This window comes from Quisquiliibacterium sp. (assembly GCF_982640115.1).
The window spans coordinates 20275-37178 of record NZ_CEXFHW010000018.1; the positions used below are offsets into that span (position 1 = coordinate 20275).

The 16904-nt window shown below is 71.8% G+C and carries 18 protein-coding genes and 1 pseudogene; 10 read left to right on the plus strand and 9 right to left on the minus strand.

Annotated elements, in window-relative coordinates; all coding sequences use genetic code 11:
* The first annotated feature begins 100 nt into the window (after positions 1-100).
* From AC2H6A_RS03835 to AC2H6A_RS03850, 4 genes are all read left to right on the plus strand, one after another.
* Positions 101-760: a TRAP transporter small permease subunit gene (locus AC2H6A_RS03835; protein WP_484271811.1), complete on the plus strand. Its 660-nt coding sequence runs from the start codon at positions 101-103 to the stop codon at positions 758-760.
* On the plus strand, positions 757-2832 hold the full coding sequence (locus AC2H6A_RS03840; RefSeq protein WP_484271812.1) for a TRAP transporter large permease: 2076 nt from the start codon (positions 757-759) through the stop codon (positions 2830-2832). The genes AC2H6A_RS03835 and AC2H6A_RS03840 overlap by 4 nt, the downstream gene beginning before the upstream one ends.
* A gap of 86 nt (positions 2833-2918) precedes the next feature.
* Positions 2919-3227: a hypothetical protein gene (locus AC2H6A_RS03845; RefSeq protein ID WP_484271813.1), complete on the plus strand. Its 309-nt coding sequence runs from the start codon at positions 2919-2921 to the stop codon at positions 3225-3227.
* Between the two features lie 29 nt (positions 3228-3256).
* Positions 3257-4132, plus strand: coding sequence for a GTP-binding protein (locus AC2H6A_RS03850; protein ID WP_484271814.1), 876 nt, complete (start codon positions 3257-3259; stop codon positions 4130-4132).
* A gap of 20 nt (positions 4133-4152) precedes the next feature.
* On the opposite strand, the gene AC2H6A_RS03855 is transcribed toward AC2H6A_RS03850, so the two are convergent.
* The 5 genes from AC2H6A_RS03855 to AC2H6A_RS03875 form a co-directional block, all read right to left on the minus strand.
* Positions 4153-4503: a copper-binding protein gene (locus tag AC2H6A_RS03855; RefSeq protein WP_484271815.1), complete on the minus strand. Its 351-nt coding sequence runs from the start codon at positions 4501-4503 to the stop codon at positions 4153-4155.
* Positions 4504-4517: 14 nt separating this feature from the next.
* A complete protein-coding gene (locus AC2H6A_RS03860) occupies positions 4518-5942 on the minus strand; it encodes a multicopper oxidase family protein (RefSeq protein ID WP_484271816.1) in 1425 nt (474 codons plus the stop codon).
* Entirely contained in the window at positions 5942-7321 is a 1380-nt protein-coding gene (locus tag AC2H6A_RS03865; RefSeq protein WP_484271817.1) for a TolC family protein, read from the minus strand. The genes AC2H6A_RS03860 and AC2H6A_RS03865 overlap by 1 nt, the downstream gene beginning before the upstream one ends.
* Positions 7318-7650, minus strand: a complete 333-nt coding sequence (locus tag AC2H6A_RS03870) for a hypothetical protein (RefSeq protein WP_484271818.1) — start codon at positions 7648-7650, stop codon at positions 7318-7320. Before AC2H6A_RS03870 ends, AC2H6A_RS03865 begins: the two co-directional genes overlap by 4 nt.
* A gap of 243 nt (positions 7651-7893) precedes the next feature.
* Positions 7894-8256 carry a hypothetical protein gene (locus tag AC2H6A_RS03875; protein ID WP_484271819.1) on the minus strand — a complete coding sequence of 121 codons (363 nt, stop codon included), beginning with the start codon at positions 8254-8256 and terminating at the stop codon, positions 7894-7896.
* Positions 8257-8362: 106 nt separating this feature from the next.
* Between AC2H6A_RS03875 and AC2H6A_RS03880 the strand changes: the two genes are divergently transcribed.
* From AC2H6A_RS03880 to AC2H6A_RS03890, 3 genes are read left to right on the plus strand one after another with little or no spacing between them, the layout of a single operon-like run.
* Positions 8363-9376, plus strand: a complete 1014-nt coding sequence (locus tag AC2H6A_RS03880; RefSeq protein ID WP_484271829.1) for an NAD(P)H-dependent flavin oxidoreductase — start codon at positions 8363-8365, stop codon at positions 9374-9376.
* A 6-nt stretch (positions 9377-9382) separates the two neighbouring features.
* Positions 9383-10204 carry an alpha/beta fold hydrolase gene (locus tag AC2H6A_RS03885; protein WP_484271820.1) on the plus strand — a complete coding sequence of 274 codons (822 nt, stop codon included), beginning with the start codon at positions 9383-9385 and terminating at the stop codon, positions 10202-10204.
* The gene (locus AC2H6A_RS03890; RefSeq protein ID WP_484271821.1) at positions 10201-10647 is read left to right on the plus strand and encodes a PaaI family thioesterase; all 447 of its coding nucleotides are present in this window, start codon (positions 10201-10203) and stop codon (positions 10645-10647) included. The genes AC2H6A_RS03885 and AC2H6A_RS03890 overlap by 4 nt, the downstream gene beginning before the upstream one ends.
* Here AC2H6A_RS03890 and AC2H6A_RS03895 read toward each other — a convergent pair.
* The 4 genes from AC2H6A_RS03895 to AC2H6A_RS03910 form a co-directional block, all read right to left on the minus strand.
* Positions 10644-11036 (minus strand): rhodanese-like domain-containing protein, encoded by a 393-nt coding sequence (locus tag AC2H6A_RS03895; protein WP_484271822.1) that lies wholly within the window; start codon positions 11034-11036, stop codon positions 10644-10646. The two genes, AC2H6A_RS03890 and AC2H6A_RS03895, sit on opposite strands and share 4 nt — an antisense overlap.
* A gap of 65 nt (positions 11037-11101) precedes the next feature.
* Complete coding sequence (gene pcaD / locus AC2H6A_RS03900; RefSeq protein ID WP_484271823.1) at positions 11102-11890, minus strand: 3-oxoadipate enol-lactonase; 789 nt, start codon at positions 11888-11890, stop codon at positions 11102-11104.
* 53 nt (positions 11891-11943) lie between these two features.
* Complete coding sequence (locus AC2H6A_RS03905) at positions 11944-13101, minus strand: diguanylate cyclase domain-containing protein (protein WP_484271824.1); 1158 nt, start codon at positions 13099-13101, stop codon at positions 11944-11946.
* A 104-nt stretch (positions 13102-13205) separates the two neighbouring features.
* Entirely contained in the window at positions 13206-14072 is an 867-nt protein-coding gene (locus AC2H6A_RS03910; protein ID WP_484271825.1) for a formylglycine-generating enzyme family protein, read from the minus strand.
* Between AC2H6A_RS03910 and AC2H6A_RS03915 the strand changes: the two genes are divergently transcribed.
* The 3 genes and pseudogenes from AC2H6A_RS03915 to AC2H6A_RS03925 all read left to right on the plus strand — a co-directional run.
* Positions 14065-15330 carry a flavin-dependent oxidoreductase gene (locus tag AC2H6A_RS03915; RefSeq protein ID WP_484271826.1) on the plus strand — a complete coding sequence of 422 codons (1266 nt, stop codon included), beginning with the start codon at positions 14065-14067 and terminating at the stop codon, positions 15328-15330. The two genes, AC2H6A_RS03910 and AC2H6A_RS03915, sit on opposite strands and share 8 nt — an antisense overlap.
* Positions 15327-15980 (plus strand): MarC family NAAT transporter, encoded by a 654-nt coding sequence (locus AC2H6A_RS03920; RefSeq protein ID WP_484271827.1) that lies wholly within the window; start codon positions 15327-15329, stop codon positions 15978-15980. The genes AC2H6A_RS03915 and AC2H6A_RS03920 overlap by 4 nt, the downstream gene beginning before the upstream one ends.
* Before the next feature lie 45 nt (positions 15981-16025).
* Positions 16026-16904: pseudogene (locus tag AC2H6A_RS03925) on the plus strand (hypothetical protein); the annotation flags it as partial.

The following is a 16904-nucleotide window of genomic DNA, read 5'->3' on the forward strand; positions in this document are numbered from 1 at the left end:
GGCCGCGCGGCGCCCACGCGCGCCGCGGACCTCATCGCGCGCGGGTCCGTCTCCTTGACGGGCCCGCGCGTGCTTTCCGTTGACCTGGCCGGAGTCCGTCTTGGGTACCCAGGGTTTTCTGTTTCTCATCGACCGCTTCACCACGGCGATCGGCAAGCTGGCGGCGTGGCTGCTGATCGCGCTGATGCTGCTGGTCTGCGGCGATGTGTTCGCGCGCTATGTGCTGAATCGCCCCAGCCAGTGGGGCTTCGAGCTCAGCACCATGATGTACGGGGCGCTGTTCATGCTCTGCGGCGCCTACACCCTGGCCCAGAACGGCCATGTCCGCGGCGATTTTCTCTACGGCTCGATGAAGCCGCGCACCCAGGCGCTGCTCGACCTGATCCTATACCTGCTCTTCTTCCTGCCCGGCATCGGCGCGCTGGTGTTCGCGGGCATGGACTTCGCCTCCTACAGCTGGTCGATCAACGAGCGCTCCAGCATCACCGCCAACGGGCCGCCGCTGGCGCCCTTCAAGACCGTGATCCCGGTGGCCGGCGCACTGGTGCTGCTGCAGGGTCTGGCCGAGATCGTGCGCTGCGTGGTCTGCCTGCGCACCGGCGAGTGGCCGCAACGGCTCAATGATGTCGCCGAGATCGACATCGTCAAGACCCAGCTCGAGCAGTCGGCCTATGTGGACGAGGAGGCGCGCCGCGCCGCCATCGCCAATGTCGGTGACATCGACCAGGCGGCCCACCAGCGCGCAGGAGGCCTGAAATGACCAGCGGATACCTCGGCCTGCTGATGCTCGGCCTGATCGTGGCCGCGATCATGATGGGCTTTCCCACGGCCTTCACGCTGATGGGCCTGGGCATGGTGTTCGGCTTCATCGCCTATTTCGATGCCGACCAGGCCATGCTCGCCAACAAGGTGTTCGACCTGATGGTCCAGCGCACCTATGGCGGCATGACCAACGACACCCTGCTGTCGATCCCGCTGTTCGTGCTGATGGGCTATGTGATCGAGCGCGCGGCGCTGGTCGACCGCATGTTCCACGCGGTGCAGCTCTCGTTCCGGCGTCTGCCCGCCTCGCTGGCGGTGGCCACGCTGGTGGTGTGCACCTTCTGGGGCATTGCCAGCGGCATCGTCGGCGCGGTGGTGGTGCTCATGGGCGTGATTGCCATGCGCCCCATGCTCAAGGCCGGCTATGACGTGCGGCTGGCCTCGGGCGTGATCGCGGCCGGTGGCACCCTGGGCATCCTCATCCCGCCCTCGGTGATGATCATCGTGTACGCGGCCGTGGCCGGCCAATCGGTGGTCAAGCTCTATGCCGCGGCCATGGTGCCGGGCTTCTTCCTCGCCTTCCTGTACTTCGTCTACATCGTCGGCTGGGCGGTGATCGATCCCAAGGTCGCGCCAAGGCTGCCGGAGTCCGAGCTGCAGGTCGACGTGCCGCCCTGGCTGGCGCGACTCACCGCGCTGCACGGCGGCAATGCGCTGGTGGCGGTGTTGCGCGGCCTGGTCTCGCCCGGGCGCCTGCGTGCGGCCATGGGCGAAGACGCGCCGTCCACCCGGCGCCTGCTCGGCGCGCTCGCCGTGGGCCTGGGGCCGCTGCTGATGGTGGTGTCCACCTTCGCGCTGGCCTGGTGGTATGTGGTCATCCACAACGGCGTCTCGCCCAACCAGCCCGAGCCGGTGAGCGCCGTGTCGGCGGCCGGCGTGGCCGAACCGCGTGCGGCCGGCGTGGCCGAGCCGCCGTCGCCCACCGCCCCGGGTCTGGCCGAGCCGCCCGGGGCAGGCGCGGCGCCCGCCGCGCAGGTTGCGGCCGCGCCCGGGCTGGCCGAACCGCCGGGCGCTGCACCCGGTCTGGCCGAGCCGCCCGGGTCGGGTTCCGCACCGTCGGGCCTGTCGGAGCCGCCGGGCGCCGCTGCGCCGGGCCTGGCCGAACCGCCGGGCGCCGCGCCTGCGCCCTCGGGTCTGGCCGAGCCTCCTGGCAGCGCGCCTGACGCCTCGGCGCCGGCCAGCGGCCCCGCGCCCCTCACGCTGCCGCCCGCGGCAGACGCCGCGCCAGCCGGCTCGAATGTGCCCGAGTCCTTCGGTGCCTGGTTCTGGGGTCTGGCCGTCCTCTCGGCGGTGGGTCTGATCTGGTACTACCGCCAGTTCTCGGCGCAGCTGCTCGAGGTGCAGCGCCTGCTGTTCGAATCGGTGATGCCGCTGGCCCTGCTCACCGGGCTGGTGCTGGTGGTGATCCTGTTCGGCATCACCACCGCCACCGAGTCGGCGGCTGTGGGCGCGGCCGGCGCCTTCCTGCTTGCATGGCGCTCCGGGCAGCTCACCTTCGCCAAGACCCGCGAGGCGGTCTACCTCACCGCCAAGACCACCGCCATGGTGTGCTGGCTGTTCGTGGGCTCGGCGCTGTTCTCGGCGGTGTTCGCGCTGCACGGCGGGCAGGAGCTGATCGAGCGCTGGATCCTGGCCCTGGACCTGTCCCCGCTGCAGTTCCTGATGCTCTCGCAGGCGATCATCTTCCTGCTCGGCTGGCCGCTGGAGTGGACCGAGATCATCGTCATCTTCGTGCCGATCTTCCTGCCCATGCTCGCGCACTTCCAGATCGATCCGGTGCTGTTCGGCACGCTGGTGGCGGTGAACCTGCAGGCGGCCTTCCTGTCGCCGCCGGTGGCGATGTCGGCCTTCTACCTGAAGGGCGTGGCCCCGCCCCATGTCACGCTCAACCAGATCTTCGCGGGCATGATGCCGTACATGTTCATCGTCATCGTGTGCATGGCGCTGATGTACGCCTTCCCGGGCATGACCCTCTGGCTGCCCAACTTCCTGTACGGGAGCGGCGGCTGATCGGTCCCCGGCGGTGATCCAGTTCACGCCACGGGGGCCGTTCGTCGGCTACTCTTGGCGTCTGGTACCCCGCCGGGCTTGACGCCATGTCCGAACCGTCCTCCACCGAAGCCTCCGTCGATCTGCTGCTGCGCCGCTTCGGCGCCCGCGCGTCCTTCGTGCCGGTGCGCGAGGATGACGTGTTCGTGCGCACCTCGCGCGGTCGGCTCGAGCTGATCGATCGCTGCTCGCCGCTGCCGCGCCGCCTGCGCATGCTGCTCACCCTGATCGATGGCCGGGTCTCGGTGGCCGAGCTGCGCCGCGGCGTGTCCCGCTACCGCAGCCTGTCCGATGCGCTCGACATGCTGCGACGCATGCAGCTCATCGAACCACGCGCCCGCCGGCTGCACGACTGATCGCCGGCGTCGGCACGCTCGTCGACGGCATGACCGCGTTCCCGTCCGGCCGAGCGCTGCTCGGTCCCCTGCCGCCTGCGGGGGCCGCGCCCACCGCCGTGCTGCTGCTGGCCGGTGTCGGCGAGCGGCCCGATCAGGCCCTGGCCCGCTGGTGCCATGAGCGTCCCGCCGACGAGCGCTGGGCGGTCGTGCTCGATGACGCCCGCATCCCTCGCCCGGCCTTGCCCGAGAACACCGCGCTGCGGGTGGCCGGCTTCGCCGGGGGCTGCGCCTGCTGCGTGGCGGCTGCGCCCTTCTCGCTGCTGCTCGCGCGGCTGCTGCGGCAGGGCCCCTGGCACCGGCTGCTGATCCGGCTTGCCGACACGGCCGATCCCGCCGCGGTGATCGACGCCCTGCGCGCCGGGCCGCTGTCGGCGGTGCTCGGCCCGATCGCGGTGGTGGCCTGGCCCGCATCCGGTCTGGCCGCGCCGCGCGCCACCGATCTGCTGCTGGGCGACGCTGCGGACTCGATCGACACCGCCCTGCCCGACTGGACCCGGCTGGTCGAGGCCCTGGCCTGCGCCCGCGATGCGCACCGATGGCGCTGGTTCACCGCGCCAAGCCCGCGTCTGGGCTGGGTGTGGCCGGCCACGGAGGTCTTCGAGCGTCGCGCCATCGAGCAGGCCCTGCGAGCGGTGGCCGGGCTGCCCGGGGTGGCTGGCCTGCGGGCCGAGTTGCGCACCGCACGCGAGTGGTACGGGTTCGATGCCGCTGCCGATCCCGACTGGTTGCCGGCCGATGGCCGGGCAGCCTCGCGGGTGGAGTGCCGGCTCGCGCCGGGCGCCCTGCTGGACGAGCCCGCCTTGCGCGCCCGCTGGCAGGCCTGCCTGCCGGCCGACGCCCCTCAGCCCTTGCGCCTGGGCTGAGGCTCGGGTTCGTTGCGGCCTCAGGGCCGCACCGGCTCGATCCGTGTCACCACCAGTCCGCCCTCGCGGCGCTCCACCCGCACCCGTACCGCCATGCCCGGGCTCAGGCCCTCGAGCATCGCCGGGTCGGCCACGGCGAAGACCATGGTCATCGGGGGCATGTCGAGATGCCGCATGTCCTCGTGGCGCAGGGTGATACGGGCGTTGGCCCGGTCGACCCGCCGGACTTCCGCCGCAGTCAGCGGGACCTGCGCGTCGGTGGATGCCGCGCCTGGGGTGCCGGTGGCCGCCCCGGCCGTCAGGGGCGCGAGGCTCGCGAGCGCGGTGACGAGGGCGACGCGAGACGCGACGAGTCTGCGGGAAACGCTCATGGCAATGCTCCGGTTCAGTGGGTGTGACCGCCCGAGGGTTTGCGGACACGGGCGGTGCCCGGGGTGGCCTGCCCCGCCGGGGCCCGGGTCGGTTCGCCCGGCGAGGACGCGGCGGGCGCGTTGCCGCCGGCATCGCCGGACCACTCCCGGGCCACGCTGCCGGGCGGGTGGCGATACCAGCCCGGGTCGCGGTAATCGCCGGGCGGCTGGTCGGCGCGCACCTTGATCACCGAGAACATGCCGCCCATGGCGATCGCGCCGAAGGGGCCCTGTCCGGCCATCATCGGCGCGGTGTTCTCCGGCAGGGGCATGGTCATCTCGCCCATGTCGGCCATGCCCCGCTCGCCCATCACCATGTAGTCGGGCACCAGCGCGCGGATGCGGGCGGCCAGCCCGGTGTGGTCCACGCCGATCAGCGTGGGCACCGAGTGGCCCATCGCATTCATGGTGTGATGGCTCTTGTGGCAGTGGAAGGCCCAGTCGCCCTCCTCGTCGGCGATGAACTCGATCTGCCGCATCTGCCCCACCGCCACATCGGTGGTCACCTCGGGCCAGCGCGCTGTCAGCGGCACCGGGCCGCCGTCGGTGCCGGTCACCTCGAACTCGTGGCCGTGCAGGTGGATGGGGTGGTTGGTCATGGTGAGATTGCCCACCCGGATGCGCACCCGGTCGCCCTTGCGCACCACCAGCGGATCGATGCCCGGGTAGATGCGGCTGTTCCAGGTCCAGAGGTTGAACTCGCTCATGGTCATGACCCGCGGCGTGCGGCTGCCCGGCTCGATGTCATACGCCGCCAGCAGGAAGCAGAAGTCGCGGTCCACCGGCGCGATCAGCGGATGGCGGCCGCGCGGATGCGTCACCCAGAAGCCCATCATGCCCATGGCCATCTGCACCATCTCGTCGGCATGCGGGTGGTACATGAAGGTGCCGGGTCGCCGCGCCGTGAACTCGTAGACCATGGTGCGACCCGGCTCGATCGCCGGCTGCGTGAGGCCCGACACGCCATCCATGCCGTTGGGCAGCCGCTGGCCGTGCCAGTGGATGCTGGTGTGCTCGGGCAGGCGGTTGGTCACGAAGATGCGCACCCGGTCACCCTCCACCACCTCGATGGTCGGTCCGGGCGACTGGCCGTTGTAGCCCCAGAGGTGCGTGCTGAAGCCGGGTGCCATCTCGCGCACCACCGGCTCGGCCACCAGGTGGAACTCCTTCACGCCGGCGTTCATCCGCCAGGGCAGGGTCCAGCCGTTGAGCGTGACCACCGGGGTGTAGCCCAGGCCGGCCGCCGGGGTGGCCGGCGGCGCGGTCTCGGGCCCGCTGCGGCTCACCGCCTCGGGCAGGCGGGCCAGGGCCGAGCGCGGCACGGTGGCGGCGCCCACGGTGGCGCCCACCGCGGCACCGAGCGCGGCGGCGCCACGAAAGAACTGTCGACGCGGATTCATCATGGATTCCCCTTGCCGGCCGGCCCGAGCAGGGCCATGTCGAGATCGGACTGGGCGAGCCAGAAGTCGCGATTGGCCTCGATCGCCTCCATCACCGAGGCCACCTGCGCGCGCGCATCGGCCAGCAGTTCGAACACGCCGATGAACATGCCGTTGTAGCGCAGCAGGTTCTCGTCGGCGATGCGCCGGCTGATCGGCAGCAGCTCGTCGCGGTGGTGGCGGGCGATGTCCCAGCGGGTGCGCAGCGCGTCGTAGGCCTCGCGTACCTGCGAGCGGGCCTCGATCGCCGCCTGCGCGGCGCGCTCGAGCGCCTGCTGGTGGATGGCCTGCGCCCGCGCCAGCCGCGCGCCGCCCTGGTCGAACAGCGGCAGCTCGAAGGAGACCTCCACGCCACGCTTGTAGCCGGCGTTGCGCTCGCCCTCCAGCACGCGGGCCGGGCCGAGCTCGAGCACATTGATGAAGCGCGAGCTGCGGGTCAGGCCGAGCTGCCGGGCCTGCGCCTCGATCTCCAGTCGCGCCATCATCAGGTCGATGCGCCGGCCCATCGCGAGCTGTTCGAGCTCGGGCCGGTCGGCCGGCTCGGCCGGCAGCGCGGGCAGGCGCTGCGGCAGCGCGAAGCCGATGTCGTCGCCCCACAGGCCGAGCAGGCGGATCAGCCGCTCTCGGGCCTGGCGTCGCTCGAGCTGCGCCCTGGCTTCGCCCAGCGCAGCCTCGGCCGAGAAGCGGTGCTCGCGGGCCTGGTCGAGCGCGCTCCAGTTGCCGGCGCGGGCCATGCGCGCGGCCAGCTCGGCGCCCACGGCGGCGGCCTCGCTCACCTGCTTGCGGTAGCCCAGGATCTCCTCGGCGGCCACCGCCTGATACCAGGCCTTGCGGGTATCGGCGGCCAGTTGCAGCACGGTCAGGATGGCGGCCTGCCGGGCCTGTGCGAGCCGCCGCTCCTCGATCGCCACGGCCTGCGGCAGCGTGAAGGCCGACACCAGATTCACCAGAAAGGCCTGCTCGATCTTGAATTCGCGCACGCCGTCGTGCAGGCGGCTGGCGTTGAGCAGCGAAACATGCGGGTTGGCCGGCCGGCTGGCCCGCAGCAGTTCGGCATGCGCGATGCCGAGCTCCTGGAAGGCGGCCTGCAGACCGCGGTTGTTGAGCAGCGCCACCTGCACCGCATCGTCCACCGACAGGGGGCGCGACAGCAGTGCGCTCACCTGCGCGCGCAGCGCGGCGCGCCCGGCCGCATCCTGGGTCCAGGCGAGTTCGCGTCCGAGGTGGGCGCGGGCGGCGGCCTGCACCTCCCCGAAGCCGGGGTCGGGGCTCACGCTGGCGCAGCCGGCGAGCAGCAGGGGCAGGGCGAGTGCGATGAGACCAGAACGCCGGCGGGTCATGGCCGCACCCCTGCGCCGCTGGCGCCTGGTGACGCGGCGGGCGCCAGCGGCGGGCTTGCGCCGGGCGCAGCGTGGCTGTGCCCTGCCCCGGCACCGCCCGGCGCGGGGCGGCCCTCGCGGGCATAGGCGCGCCAGCCGCCGGCGCGGGCGACCGCCTCGTTGGCATCTTTCCAGGAGCCGACGGCCGTCTCGGGCAGCGGGCGATAGCCGGCAAACGGTGACTGATGGCGCAGCGGCGGCACCCTGGCGCCGGGGTCGAGGGGATCGGTCGCACCTGCGGCGCCGGCCGCGTGGGCGGGCAGGGCGCTCGCCGCGGCGAGTGCGGTCAATGCCGTCAAGGCGGACAGGGCCGTCGTCGCGATCCGCGTGCGGCGCGGGCGATCAGGCAGGCAGGGCATGGTCGTACCTCGGATGGCCCGCGGCCGGCGGTGTGCAGGCGGTGCCGGTCGCAGGGGGTGGGTAACGGCCCACCGAGGCGCGGACGGGCGCCCGGTGGCGTTCGGGTTGCGCGGCGTGCGCGTCTTGCGGCCGCGGTTGCGCGCGCGGCGACGCGCTCGCGGTGCCGAGGCGGCTCAGCGCGCCAGCGGCGCGCGTCGGGGTGGGCGCTCGGGCCCGTCGGCGAGGAAGCTCAGCGCGGGCACCGCGCTGGCCGGCGTGGCGTTCAGCGACGCGGACGGCGCCTGCGGCATGGCCACGCGCACCGGCAGGGCGCTGCCGAGCAGACAGGCTGCGCAGGCGCTGCAGGTTTGGGACACGGGCGTGTCGGTGCTGTCGATGCTGTCGCTGGCCGCGGCCTCATGGCAGGGCGGCATCGACAAGGACGCGACCGGCTCATGCTGCGGCCCGCAGGCCATGGCCGCAGCCGCCGACACCGCCTGCATCAGCAGGCAGCAGGCCAGCAGCAGAGACCACCCCGGGCGTCGGAAGGCGCGCATCCGGAAATCATACCCCCGCCCGGAAGCGCGCCGACGCATCGGGTAGGCTCGCCGGGCACCGTGGCGCGAGCAGGGTCATCCAGGACCGCCCGCCGCCCTCACTCCCATCCCCCATTCCCATTGCCCGGAGGCTGCCGTGTTGAAGACCCGATTCACCGAGATGTTCGGCATTGAACACCCCATCGTTCAGGGCGGCATGCAGTGGGTGGGCCGCGCGGAGCTGGTGGCTGCGGTGGCCAACGCCGGCGCGCTGGGCTTCATCACCGCGCTCACGCAGCCCACGCCCGAGGACCTGCGGCGCGAGATCGCCCGCTGCCGCGAGATGACCGACAAGCCCTTCGGCGTGAACCTCACCATCCTGCCCGCGCTCAAGCCGCCGCCCTATGCCGAGTACCGGCAGGCGATCGTCGAGTCGGGCGTGCGTATCGTCGAGACCGCCGGCAACAACCCGCAGGAGCACATCACCGAGCTCAAGAAGTACGGTGTGAAGGTGATCCACAAGTGCACCGCCGTGCGGCACGCCCTCAAGGCCGAGCGCATCGGCGCCGATGCCATCTCGATCGATGGCTTCGAGTGCGCGGGCCACCCCGGCGAGGACGACACCCCGGGCCTGATCCTCATTCCCGCAGCTGCCGATCAGGTGAAGATCCCGATGATCGCCTCGGGCGGCTTCGGCGACGCGCGCGGCCTGGTGGCGGCGCTGGCGCTGGGCGCCGAGGGCATCAACATGGGCACGCGCTTCATGTGCACCGTGGAGAGCCCCATCCACCAGCGCATCAAGGAACAGATCGTGGCCAACGACGAGCGCGCCACCGAGCTGATCTTCCGCACCCTGCGCAACACCTCGCGGGTGGCCAGCAATGCGGTGAGCCGCGAGGTGGTCTCCATCGAGCGCAAGGGCGGCGCCACCATCGATGACCTCAAGCACCTCGTGGCCGGCCAGCGCGGCCGGGTCGTCTACGAGACCGGCGACCCCGAGTACGGCATCTGGTCGGCCGGCATGGTGCAGGGCCTGATCCATGACATCCCCACCTGCGCCGAGCTGGTGTCGCGCATCGTGCGCGAGGCCGAGGCGATCATCGCTCAGCGCCTGTCTCGCATGTCGGCACTCACCGCCTGATCGGTCATGGCGCTCATCCGGCTCTCGACGGTCTCGCTCGAATACTTCGAGCAGGGCAGCGGTCCGCAGACCGTGGTGCTGGTGCATGGCTACCAGTCGTCGGGGCGCATCTGGCACGCCACCCAGCAGGCGCTGCCGGCCGGGCGCTACCGCAGCATCGCGATCAACAACCGCGGTGCCGGCCGCTCCGACGCCCCGCCGAACGAAGACGATTTCACCGTGCAGCGTTTCGCGGCCGATGTGCACGAGCTGGTCGACCGCCTGGGCATCGAGCGCTTCACGCTGGTGGGCCACTCGATGGGCGGCGCCACGGTGGCACAGTACGCGGTCGAGCATCCTGAACGCCTGGAGGCGCTGGTGCTGCTCGACCCCGCCAGCCCCAATGGCGCACCGCTCGCCGGCCCGGCGCTCGAGGCCTTCCTCGATGCCCGAGCCGCGGCGCGTCAGGCGCAGCTCGCGCGCGGCCGCGAAGACGAGGTGCTCGACGGCCTCATCGAGGGCCATGACCCTGAACAGATCCGCCAGCTGCTGGCCGACATCCGCCATGCCCCGGAACGGCGCCTGCGCGGCTCCATGCGCTCGATGCTGCAGCTGCGGCTGGGCGAGCGGGTGCGCACGCTGCCCATGCCGGTGCTGCTGGTGGCCGGCGACCGCGATGCGGTGATCCCGCTGCCCGACATGCTCGCCAGCTGGGCAATGTACCCGCCGGGCACCGGCCTGCATGTCTGGCACGGCGTGGGGCACTCGCCCAACCTCGACTGCCCGCGCGAGCTGGCCGCGCTGCTCGACCGCTTCATCGCGTCGTCCACCGCCGGGAGCGAGCGATGAGCGCGCCACGCCGGGTCGACGAGACCGCCGCGCGCGAGGCCTTCGAGCGCGCGCTGCAGGACCACACCCAGGAGTTCGGCCGCTTCTTCCTGGCCCGGCTCTTCGGCATGGACATCCAGTTTCCGCAGGGCTGCTGCCGGGTCAGCCTCACCCCGCGCGACTTCATGTTCAACCCGCAGGGCTCGCTGCACGGCGGGGTGGTGGCCACCATCATGGACATCTCCATGGGCCACCTGCTCAATCATGTCAGCGGGCCGGGCACCACGCTCGAGATGAAGACCCAGTACGTGAAGGCGGTGCGCATCGAGCCGCTGGTGTGCACCGGCCGCTTCCTGCGCCAGGGCCGCAGCATCTCGTACCTGTGCTCCGAACTGGTCGACGCGCAGGGCGAGCTGGTGGCCTATGCCACCTCCACCTGGAAGTCGCTCAAGCCGGCCGGCTAGAGCTGCTCCCAGGGCAGACCGTCGAAGCGCCACCCGTTGAGCTCGCCGCGGTGATGGCGCTCGTTGATCGAGCCCTCGAAGCCGTGCAGCACATTGATCACCCGGGTGAAGCCGGCCGCCTCCAGGGCCTGACCGGCATGCACCGAGCGGTTGCCGCTGCGGCAGATGATCACCACCGGCCGGTCGATGGAGTGACTGACCAGCTTGCGCACCTCGCTCACGAAATGGGGATTGATATCCCAGTCGGGGGCTTCGGCCCAGGGCACATGCACTGCGCCGGCCGGGTGGCCCACGAAGAGATACTCGGCCTCGCTGCGGCAGTCGATGAAGACCGCGTCAGGCTGCTGGCCGAGCAGCTCGTGGGCCTGGCGGGGGGTGAGATCGAGCATCGGGGGCTTCCGGGATCAGCGCGGGGCGATGGGCAGCGTGGGTGGGAGCGGAGCGCGGGTCGGCCTCAGGCGGCCGGCGTGCCGTTCAGGAAGGGCACCACTGCGTCGAGCCAGCGGCGCGGGCGCTCGGAGTGGCCGAAGTGCGCGGTGGGCAGTTCGAGATGGCCTGCCCCAGGGATGGCCGCGGCAATCTCGCGCCCGCGCTCGGCCGGGGTCGAGGGATCGAAGCGGCCGGAGATCACCAGGGTGGGCGTCTTGATGCGGCGCAGGCCGCTGGCGATGTCCATGTCGCGGATGGCCGCGCAGCAGCCGGCATAGCCGCGCGGGTCGATGGCCAGCAGGGTGCTGCGCACCGTGCTGTGGTGGATCGTGCGGCGTGCGGCGTAGGCCGGGGTGAAGAAGCGCCCGAGCACGCCCTCGGCCACCGCGCCCATGCCCTTGTCGAGCACCAGGCGGATGCGTTCGTCGAAGGTGCCGGGGACGATTCGCGCGGCGGTGTTCGAGAGCACCAGCCGCTCCAGGCGCCTGGGCGCGTTCTGGGCCAGCCACATGCCGATCATGCCGCCGATCGACAGGCCGGCGTAGTGGAAGCGCTTCCAGCCCGCGGCGTCGGCGCAGGCCAGCACGTCGCGGCCGAGCTGGGCGAGGCTGTACTCGCCATCGGGCACATCGGAGGCGCCATGACCGCGCTTGTCGAGGCGCAGCACATGGAATTCACGCTCGAGCCCTGCGAGCACCGGGTTCCACATGCCATGGTCCGATCCCAGCGAACTGACCATGACCAGCGGCGGTCGGTCGGGGCGGCCATCGAGCCGCCAGTAGATGCGGACGCCATCGGACTGGGCGAAGGGCATGGGCGAGTCTCCGAAGTGCGATCGGGCAATCCGCCATCTTAGGCCCAAGCCGGCTAGCCGGGCGAGATCGCCTCCGAGCCCAGGGGGGCGGTGCGCCGGCGGGCGTGCCGGAAGGTGTTGCGGCCATCCGACTTGGCCAGGTACATCGCAGCATGGGCCTGTCGCAGCAAGGCGGCGCTGTCCTCGCCATCGGCGGGGAAGCTGGCGATGCCGATCGAGGGGGTGGCCAGCAGATCGAAGTGACCCACTCGCAGCGTGGGCTGCATCGCGGCCAGCACCCTGCGCGCCACCGCCGACGCCTCGGCGGGATCCTTCATCCCGGGCAGCACCACCACGAATTCATCGCCGCCGATGCGCGCCGGTTCCTCGCCGGCCCGGCAGGCCGACACCAGCCGGCGCGAGGCCTCCAGCAGCACCTGATCGCCGATGTCGTGGCCGAGGTTGTCGTTGATCGCCTTGAACCGGTCGAGATCCAGGAACAGCACGGCCACGCTGAGGCCGTCGCGGGCGGCCTCGCGCAAGGCCAGGTCGAGTCGGCGTTCCAGCGCCGCGCGGTCGGGCAGGCCGGTAAGCGGGTCGCGCCGGGTGGCCCGCCGCCACAGCGCGGCGGCGTCGGCCGAACTCGTGGCGTCGCGCAGGATGGCCAGCGCGCGGTGGCCGTCGGCCAGCCGCACCAGGCGCAGCTCGGCCAGCAGCCCGTCGGCATGCCGGGTGCGCAGCCGCACGGCGCGCGGGCGCTCACTCAGGGTGCCGGCGAGCGCGGCCTGCGCGGCGTCGGGCGTGCCTTCGGCAGGCATGACCGAGTCATTGGCTGCCGGGGCCTCCCAGGTCTCGTCGCCGGCTGCCATCGGCCGGGCGAGTGCGGCGGGGGAGGGCGGTTCGGCCGGCGCGATGTCATCGGCATGCTCGTCGCTGAGCAGCCAGCCGCCCAGGGGCGTGCCCAGCGCCTGGGCGGGCGAGCTCAGTTCCAGGAGCCGGGCGGCTGCCGGGTTCAGGTCGATGATGCGCCCGTCGCGCAGCAGCAGCACCGCGTCGGGAAAGTGGCTGTAGAGCTCGGCGCCGATCCGCTCGGCGACGGGCGTGGGCTGCACCGGGGAGGGTGTGCCGGCCAGGCGGCCGAGCAGGGCGCGCAGACGCGCGGCTAGCGCGCCACGCAGGCGTGGCACCGTGCCTGCGGCACGTGACGGGTCGGGTTGAAGCGGGCCGGCCATGGCGGACGAACTCCTGCAACGGGGGTTCGTCGGGTTTCGGCCGCCACGGCACCCGCTGCAGGCCGACCGAACCGGCCGGCGCCCGCAGCCCGCTGGACGGCGGATCAGCCGCCGCGGACGCAGCGAAAGCCGATGTAGACCACGGTGGTGCCGGCCGGCTTGCCCTGAATGTGCTCGGCGCGCATCGGCGCGGCGCCGTACCACCAGGAGCCGCCGCGGGTGCGCCGCTCGGCATCGCCCTGGGCGTCGATCGGTTCATCCACCCACTCCCAGGCGTTGGCGCCCATGTCGTGCAGACCGTTCACGCCCGCGGCCGTGGCACCAGCCCGGGCGTGGCCATGGCCGCGCAGCAGCGCGGCGCCATGGCGTACCGCCCGTGCCTGCGCCCCGGGGCAATCACCCAGGCACTGCGCGGCGGCCGGTGACTCGCCGGTGGGGAAGGGATAGCTGCGGCCGCGTTCGAACGGCGGCGGCGGCGCAGCCCGGGTTTCGGTGTAGGCGGCACGCACCCATTCCCGGTCGGTGGGCAGGCGCCCCCCCGCCCAGCGGCAGAAGGCCTGCGCCTCGTGGAAGTCGACATGCACCGCCGGCTCGTCGTCGGCGGCCGGGCTGCCCAAGGGCGCGGCCCAGTGCCAGCCGGTCTTGCGCGTCCAGCCGGCCTCGAAGACCTCGCCGCCGCCGGCGCGCTCGGCGCGGGTGAGCAGGCTGGTGGCCCGGACGAAACGGCGGAACTGGCCGATGGTGGTCTCGGTGCGGGCGATCTGCCAGCCGTCGATGGCCACCCAGTCGATGCCGGCAGGGTTGGCGGTGGTGACGGCGGTGCTGGCGGTGGTCGGGTTGCCGCCCGCGGCCGGGCCGGTGGCGCGTGCCGGCGCCGCGGCCGACGTGGCGGCAACCAGCAGGGCCGCGAGCAGCAGGGCCTTGCGGCGCGTGGCCGCGGCGAGCTTTGCTATCGTTGCAGGCATGAACATCGTGATCATTGGCGGCGGCATTGGCGGGCTGGCGCTCGCGCTGATGCTACAGGCGCGCGGCATCGTCGCGCGGGTTTACGAATCGGCCAGCGAGGTCAAGCCGCTGGGCGTGGGCATCAATGTGCAGCCCAGCGCGGTGGTGGAGCTGGCCGCGCTCGGGCTGCTGCCCAGGCTGGATGCCACCGGCATCCGCACCCGCGAGGTCTGCTACTTCAACCGGCACGGCCAGAAGGTATGGTCCGAGCCGCGCGGCATGGCCGCCGGCTACCGGGTGCCGCAGTTCTCCATCCACCGCGGCGAGCTGCAGATGCTGCTGCTGCAGGCCACCGTCGAGCGCCTGGGCGCGCAGGCGGTGCGCGCCGGCTGCGAAGCGGTGTCGGTCGACCCCTCGGCGGGCACCGTGCGGCTGCGCGAGCGCGCCACCGGCCGCGAGTTCACCGAGCAGGCCGACGCCATCATCTCGGCCGACGGCATCCACTCGGTGGTGCGCCGCCAGTTCTACCCGCACGAGGGCCCGCCGCAGTTCTCGGGCTGCGTGCTGTGGCGCGCCACCACGGTGGGCCAGCCCTTCCTCACCGGCGCCAGCATGGTGATGGCCGGCCACCGCGACCAGAAGCTGGTCACCTACCCGATCTCGCGCCGCCACGCCGACCGCGGCGAGTCGCTCATCAACTGGATCGCCGAGCTGCGCGTGCCCGGCGACCAGGCCCCGCCCAAGCAGGACTGGAACCGCGAGGTGGCGCTCGAGGTCTTCGCCTCGCAGTTCGAGCGCTGGGTCTGGGACTGGCTCGATGTGCCGGCGCTGTTTCGCGGCGCGCAGGTGATCTTCGAGTTCCCGATGGTCGATCGCGACCCGCTGCCGCGCTGGACGCACGACCGCGTCACGCTGCTGGGCGATGCCGCGCACCCGATGTACCCCATCGGCTCGAACGGCGCCACGCAGTCCATCCTGGACGCGCGCGTGCTGAGCGAGCAGATCGCCGGCACCGACGTGGCCGGGCTGCCCGCGGCGCTGCAGCGCTACGAGGCCGAGCGCCTGCCCAAGACCGCGCGCATCGTGATGGCCAACCGCGCGCAGGGCCCCGACTATGTGATGGATGTCTTCGAGCAGCGCGCCCCCGATGGCTTCGCGCGGGTGGAGGATGTGGCCACGCACGAGGAGCTGGTCGAGATCGCCGCTGGCTACAAGAAGATCGTCGGCCTCGACATGGAGACGGTCAACGCGCGCGCCCGGGTCGTGCTGCCGCAGGGCGCGTGAGCGAGGCCGAGGTCCTGCGGCTGCTGGCCACCTTCTTCCTGGGTGGCTTCTTCAGCATGATCACCATCATCAACCCGCCTTCGGCGCTGCCGGTGTTCACGGCGCTGTCGGCGGGCATGAGCCCGCAGGCGCAGCGCCGCCTCGCGGCGCGCACCAGCGGCTACGCGCTGGCCATCCTGGTGGGCAGCCTGTTCGCAGGCGGGGTGGTGCTCAACCTGTTCGGCGTGTCGCTGCCGGCGCTGCGGGTGGCCGGCGGCATCTGCGTGGTGCTGCTGGGCCACGGCATGCTCTTCGGCCACGGGCCGGGCGCGGCCGGCGCGGGCGCCGCGCATGCCAACCCCGCGTTCTTTCCGCTGGCGCTGCCCACCATCACCGGCCCGGGCACGATCGCGGTGGTGATCGGCATCTCCACCGAGATCCGCGAGCAGAAGACGGCGCTCGCCGAGGCGATGGCCTACGGCGCCACGCTGGGCGCGATGCTGGCCACCGCGCTGATCATCTGGCTGGTGCTGCGCAGCGCCCAGGTGGTGTCGGCCCGCCTGGGGCCGGCCGGCATCGAGGTGCTCACCCGGCTGATGGGTTTCCTGCTGCTGTGCGTGGGCGTGCAGTTCATCGCCTCGGGGGTGCGCAGTTTTCTGGCGGGGGGGTGAGAGCTCGGCCGCCCAGCCGGTGATGTTTCCATCAACGGAGAGTCCATGGATCAGCTTGTCGACCTGGTGTACAGCGGCCGTTCGGGATGGCAGGAGGCCGCTGTGCGCAGGGCATTCAGCGATGCGTTTCGGGAGCGCTATGTCAAGGTCCCCGATATCGAGTCCAGGAGCAACGGGGAGCGCCGCTTTCAACTACGAGTAAACAGCCACATCGAGGCTGGCGCGACGCCATTTGCGGCGCTGGTGGCGCCCGACCAGCCGCCAAGTGGACCCTACGGTGGCATGAGTCTGGTCTTCTTTCCCCCCGATCAGGCCGATGACGGATCAGAGCCGACCCCTTGCCTTGTCGGTATGGTGGTCGGAACCCATGGAATGGCCCCGGATGACCTGATCCTTGGAAAGCCTGGCCATGCACGCAAATGCGCGGCTATTGCCCAGTGGCAGCGTGCGACAGGAGTCTTTCGGACCGCCTGGGCCAAACAGGATCCGACCCGCACCGACCTGAGGCTGCCGGATGTGATTCGCAAGGGCCTGAGCGCCTGGCAAGGGGCCCTAGATGAGTACGGCCAACTCCTCTACCTCATTCTGGAGCCGCCCCGATCGGAGGAGCGCGCAGACAGTCGCGCTGCTCTTCGCGACTGCCTTGCATCGCTTTGCGACCTGTTCTTCGACGAGCGAGGCATCGAAACTAAGGCTGCTCACGCGCGGGATGCCCATCGCCTGCGCGACCAGTGGCTCGATCACCTCCTTCCCGGCGTGGATGAGACACGCATCGCCAATCTGCTTCGATACCGGCGTTTTGTCGTTGTTGAAGGACCGCCTGGCACCGGGAAAACACGGCTGGCGTACGAGGTCCTGCGGACTCGCTATGACGGCTGCGGCCGGGTGATTCAGTTTCACCCCGGCACCACCTACGAGTCCTTC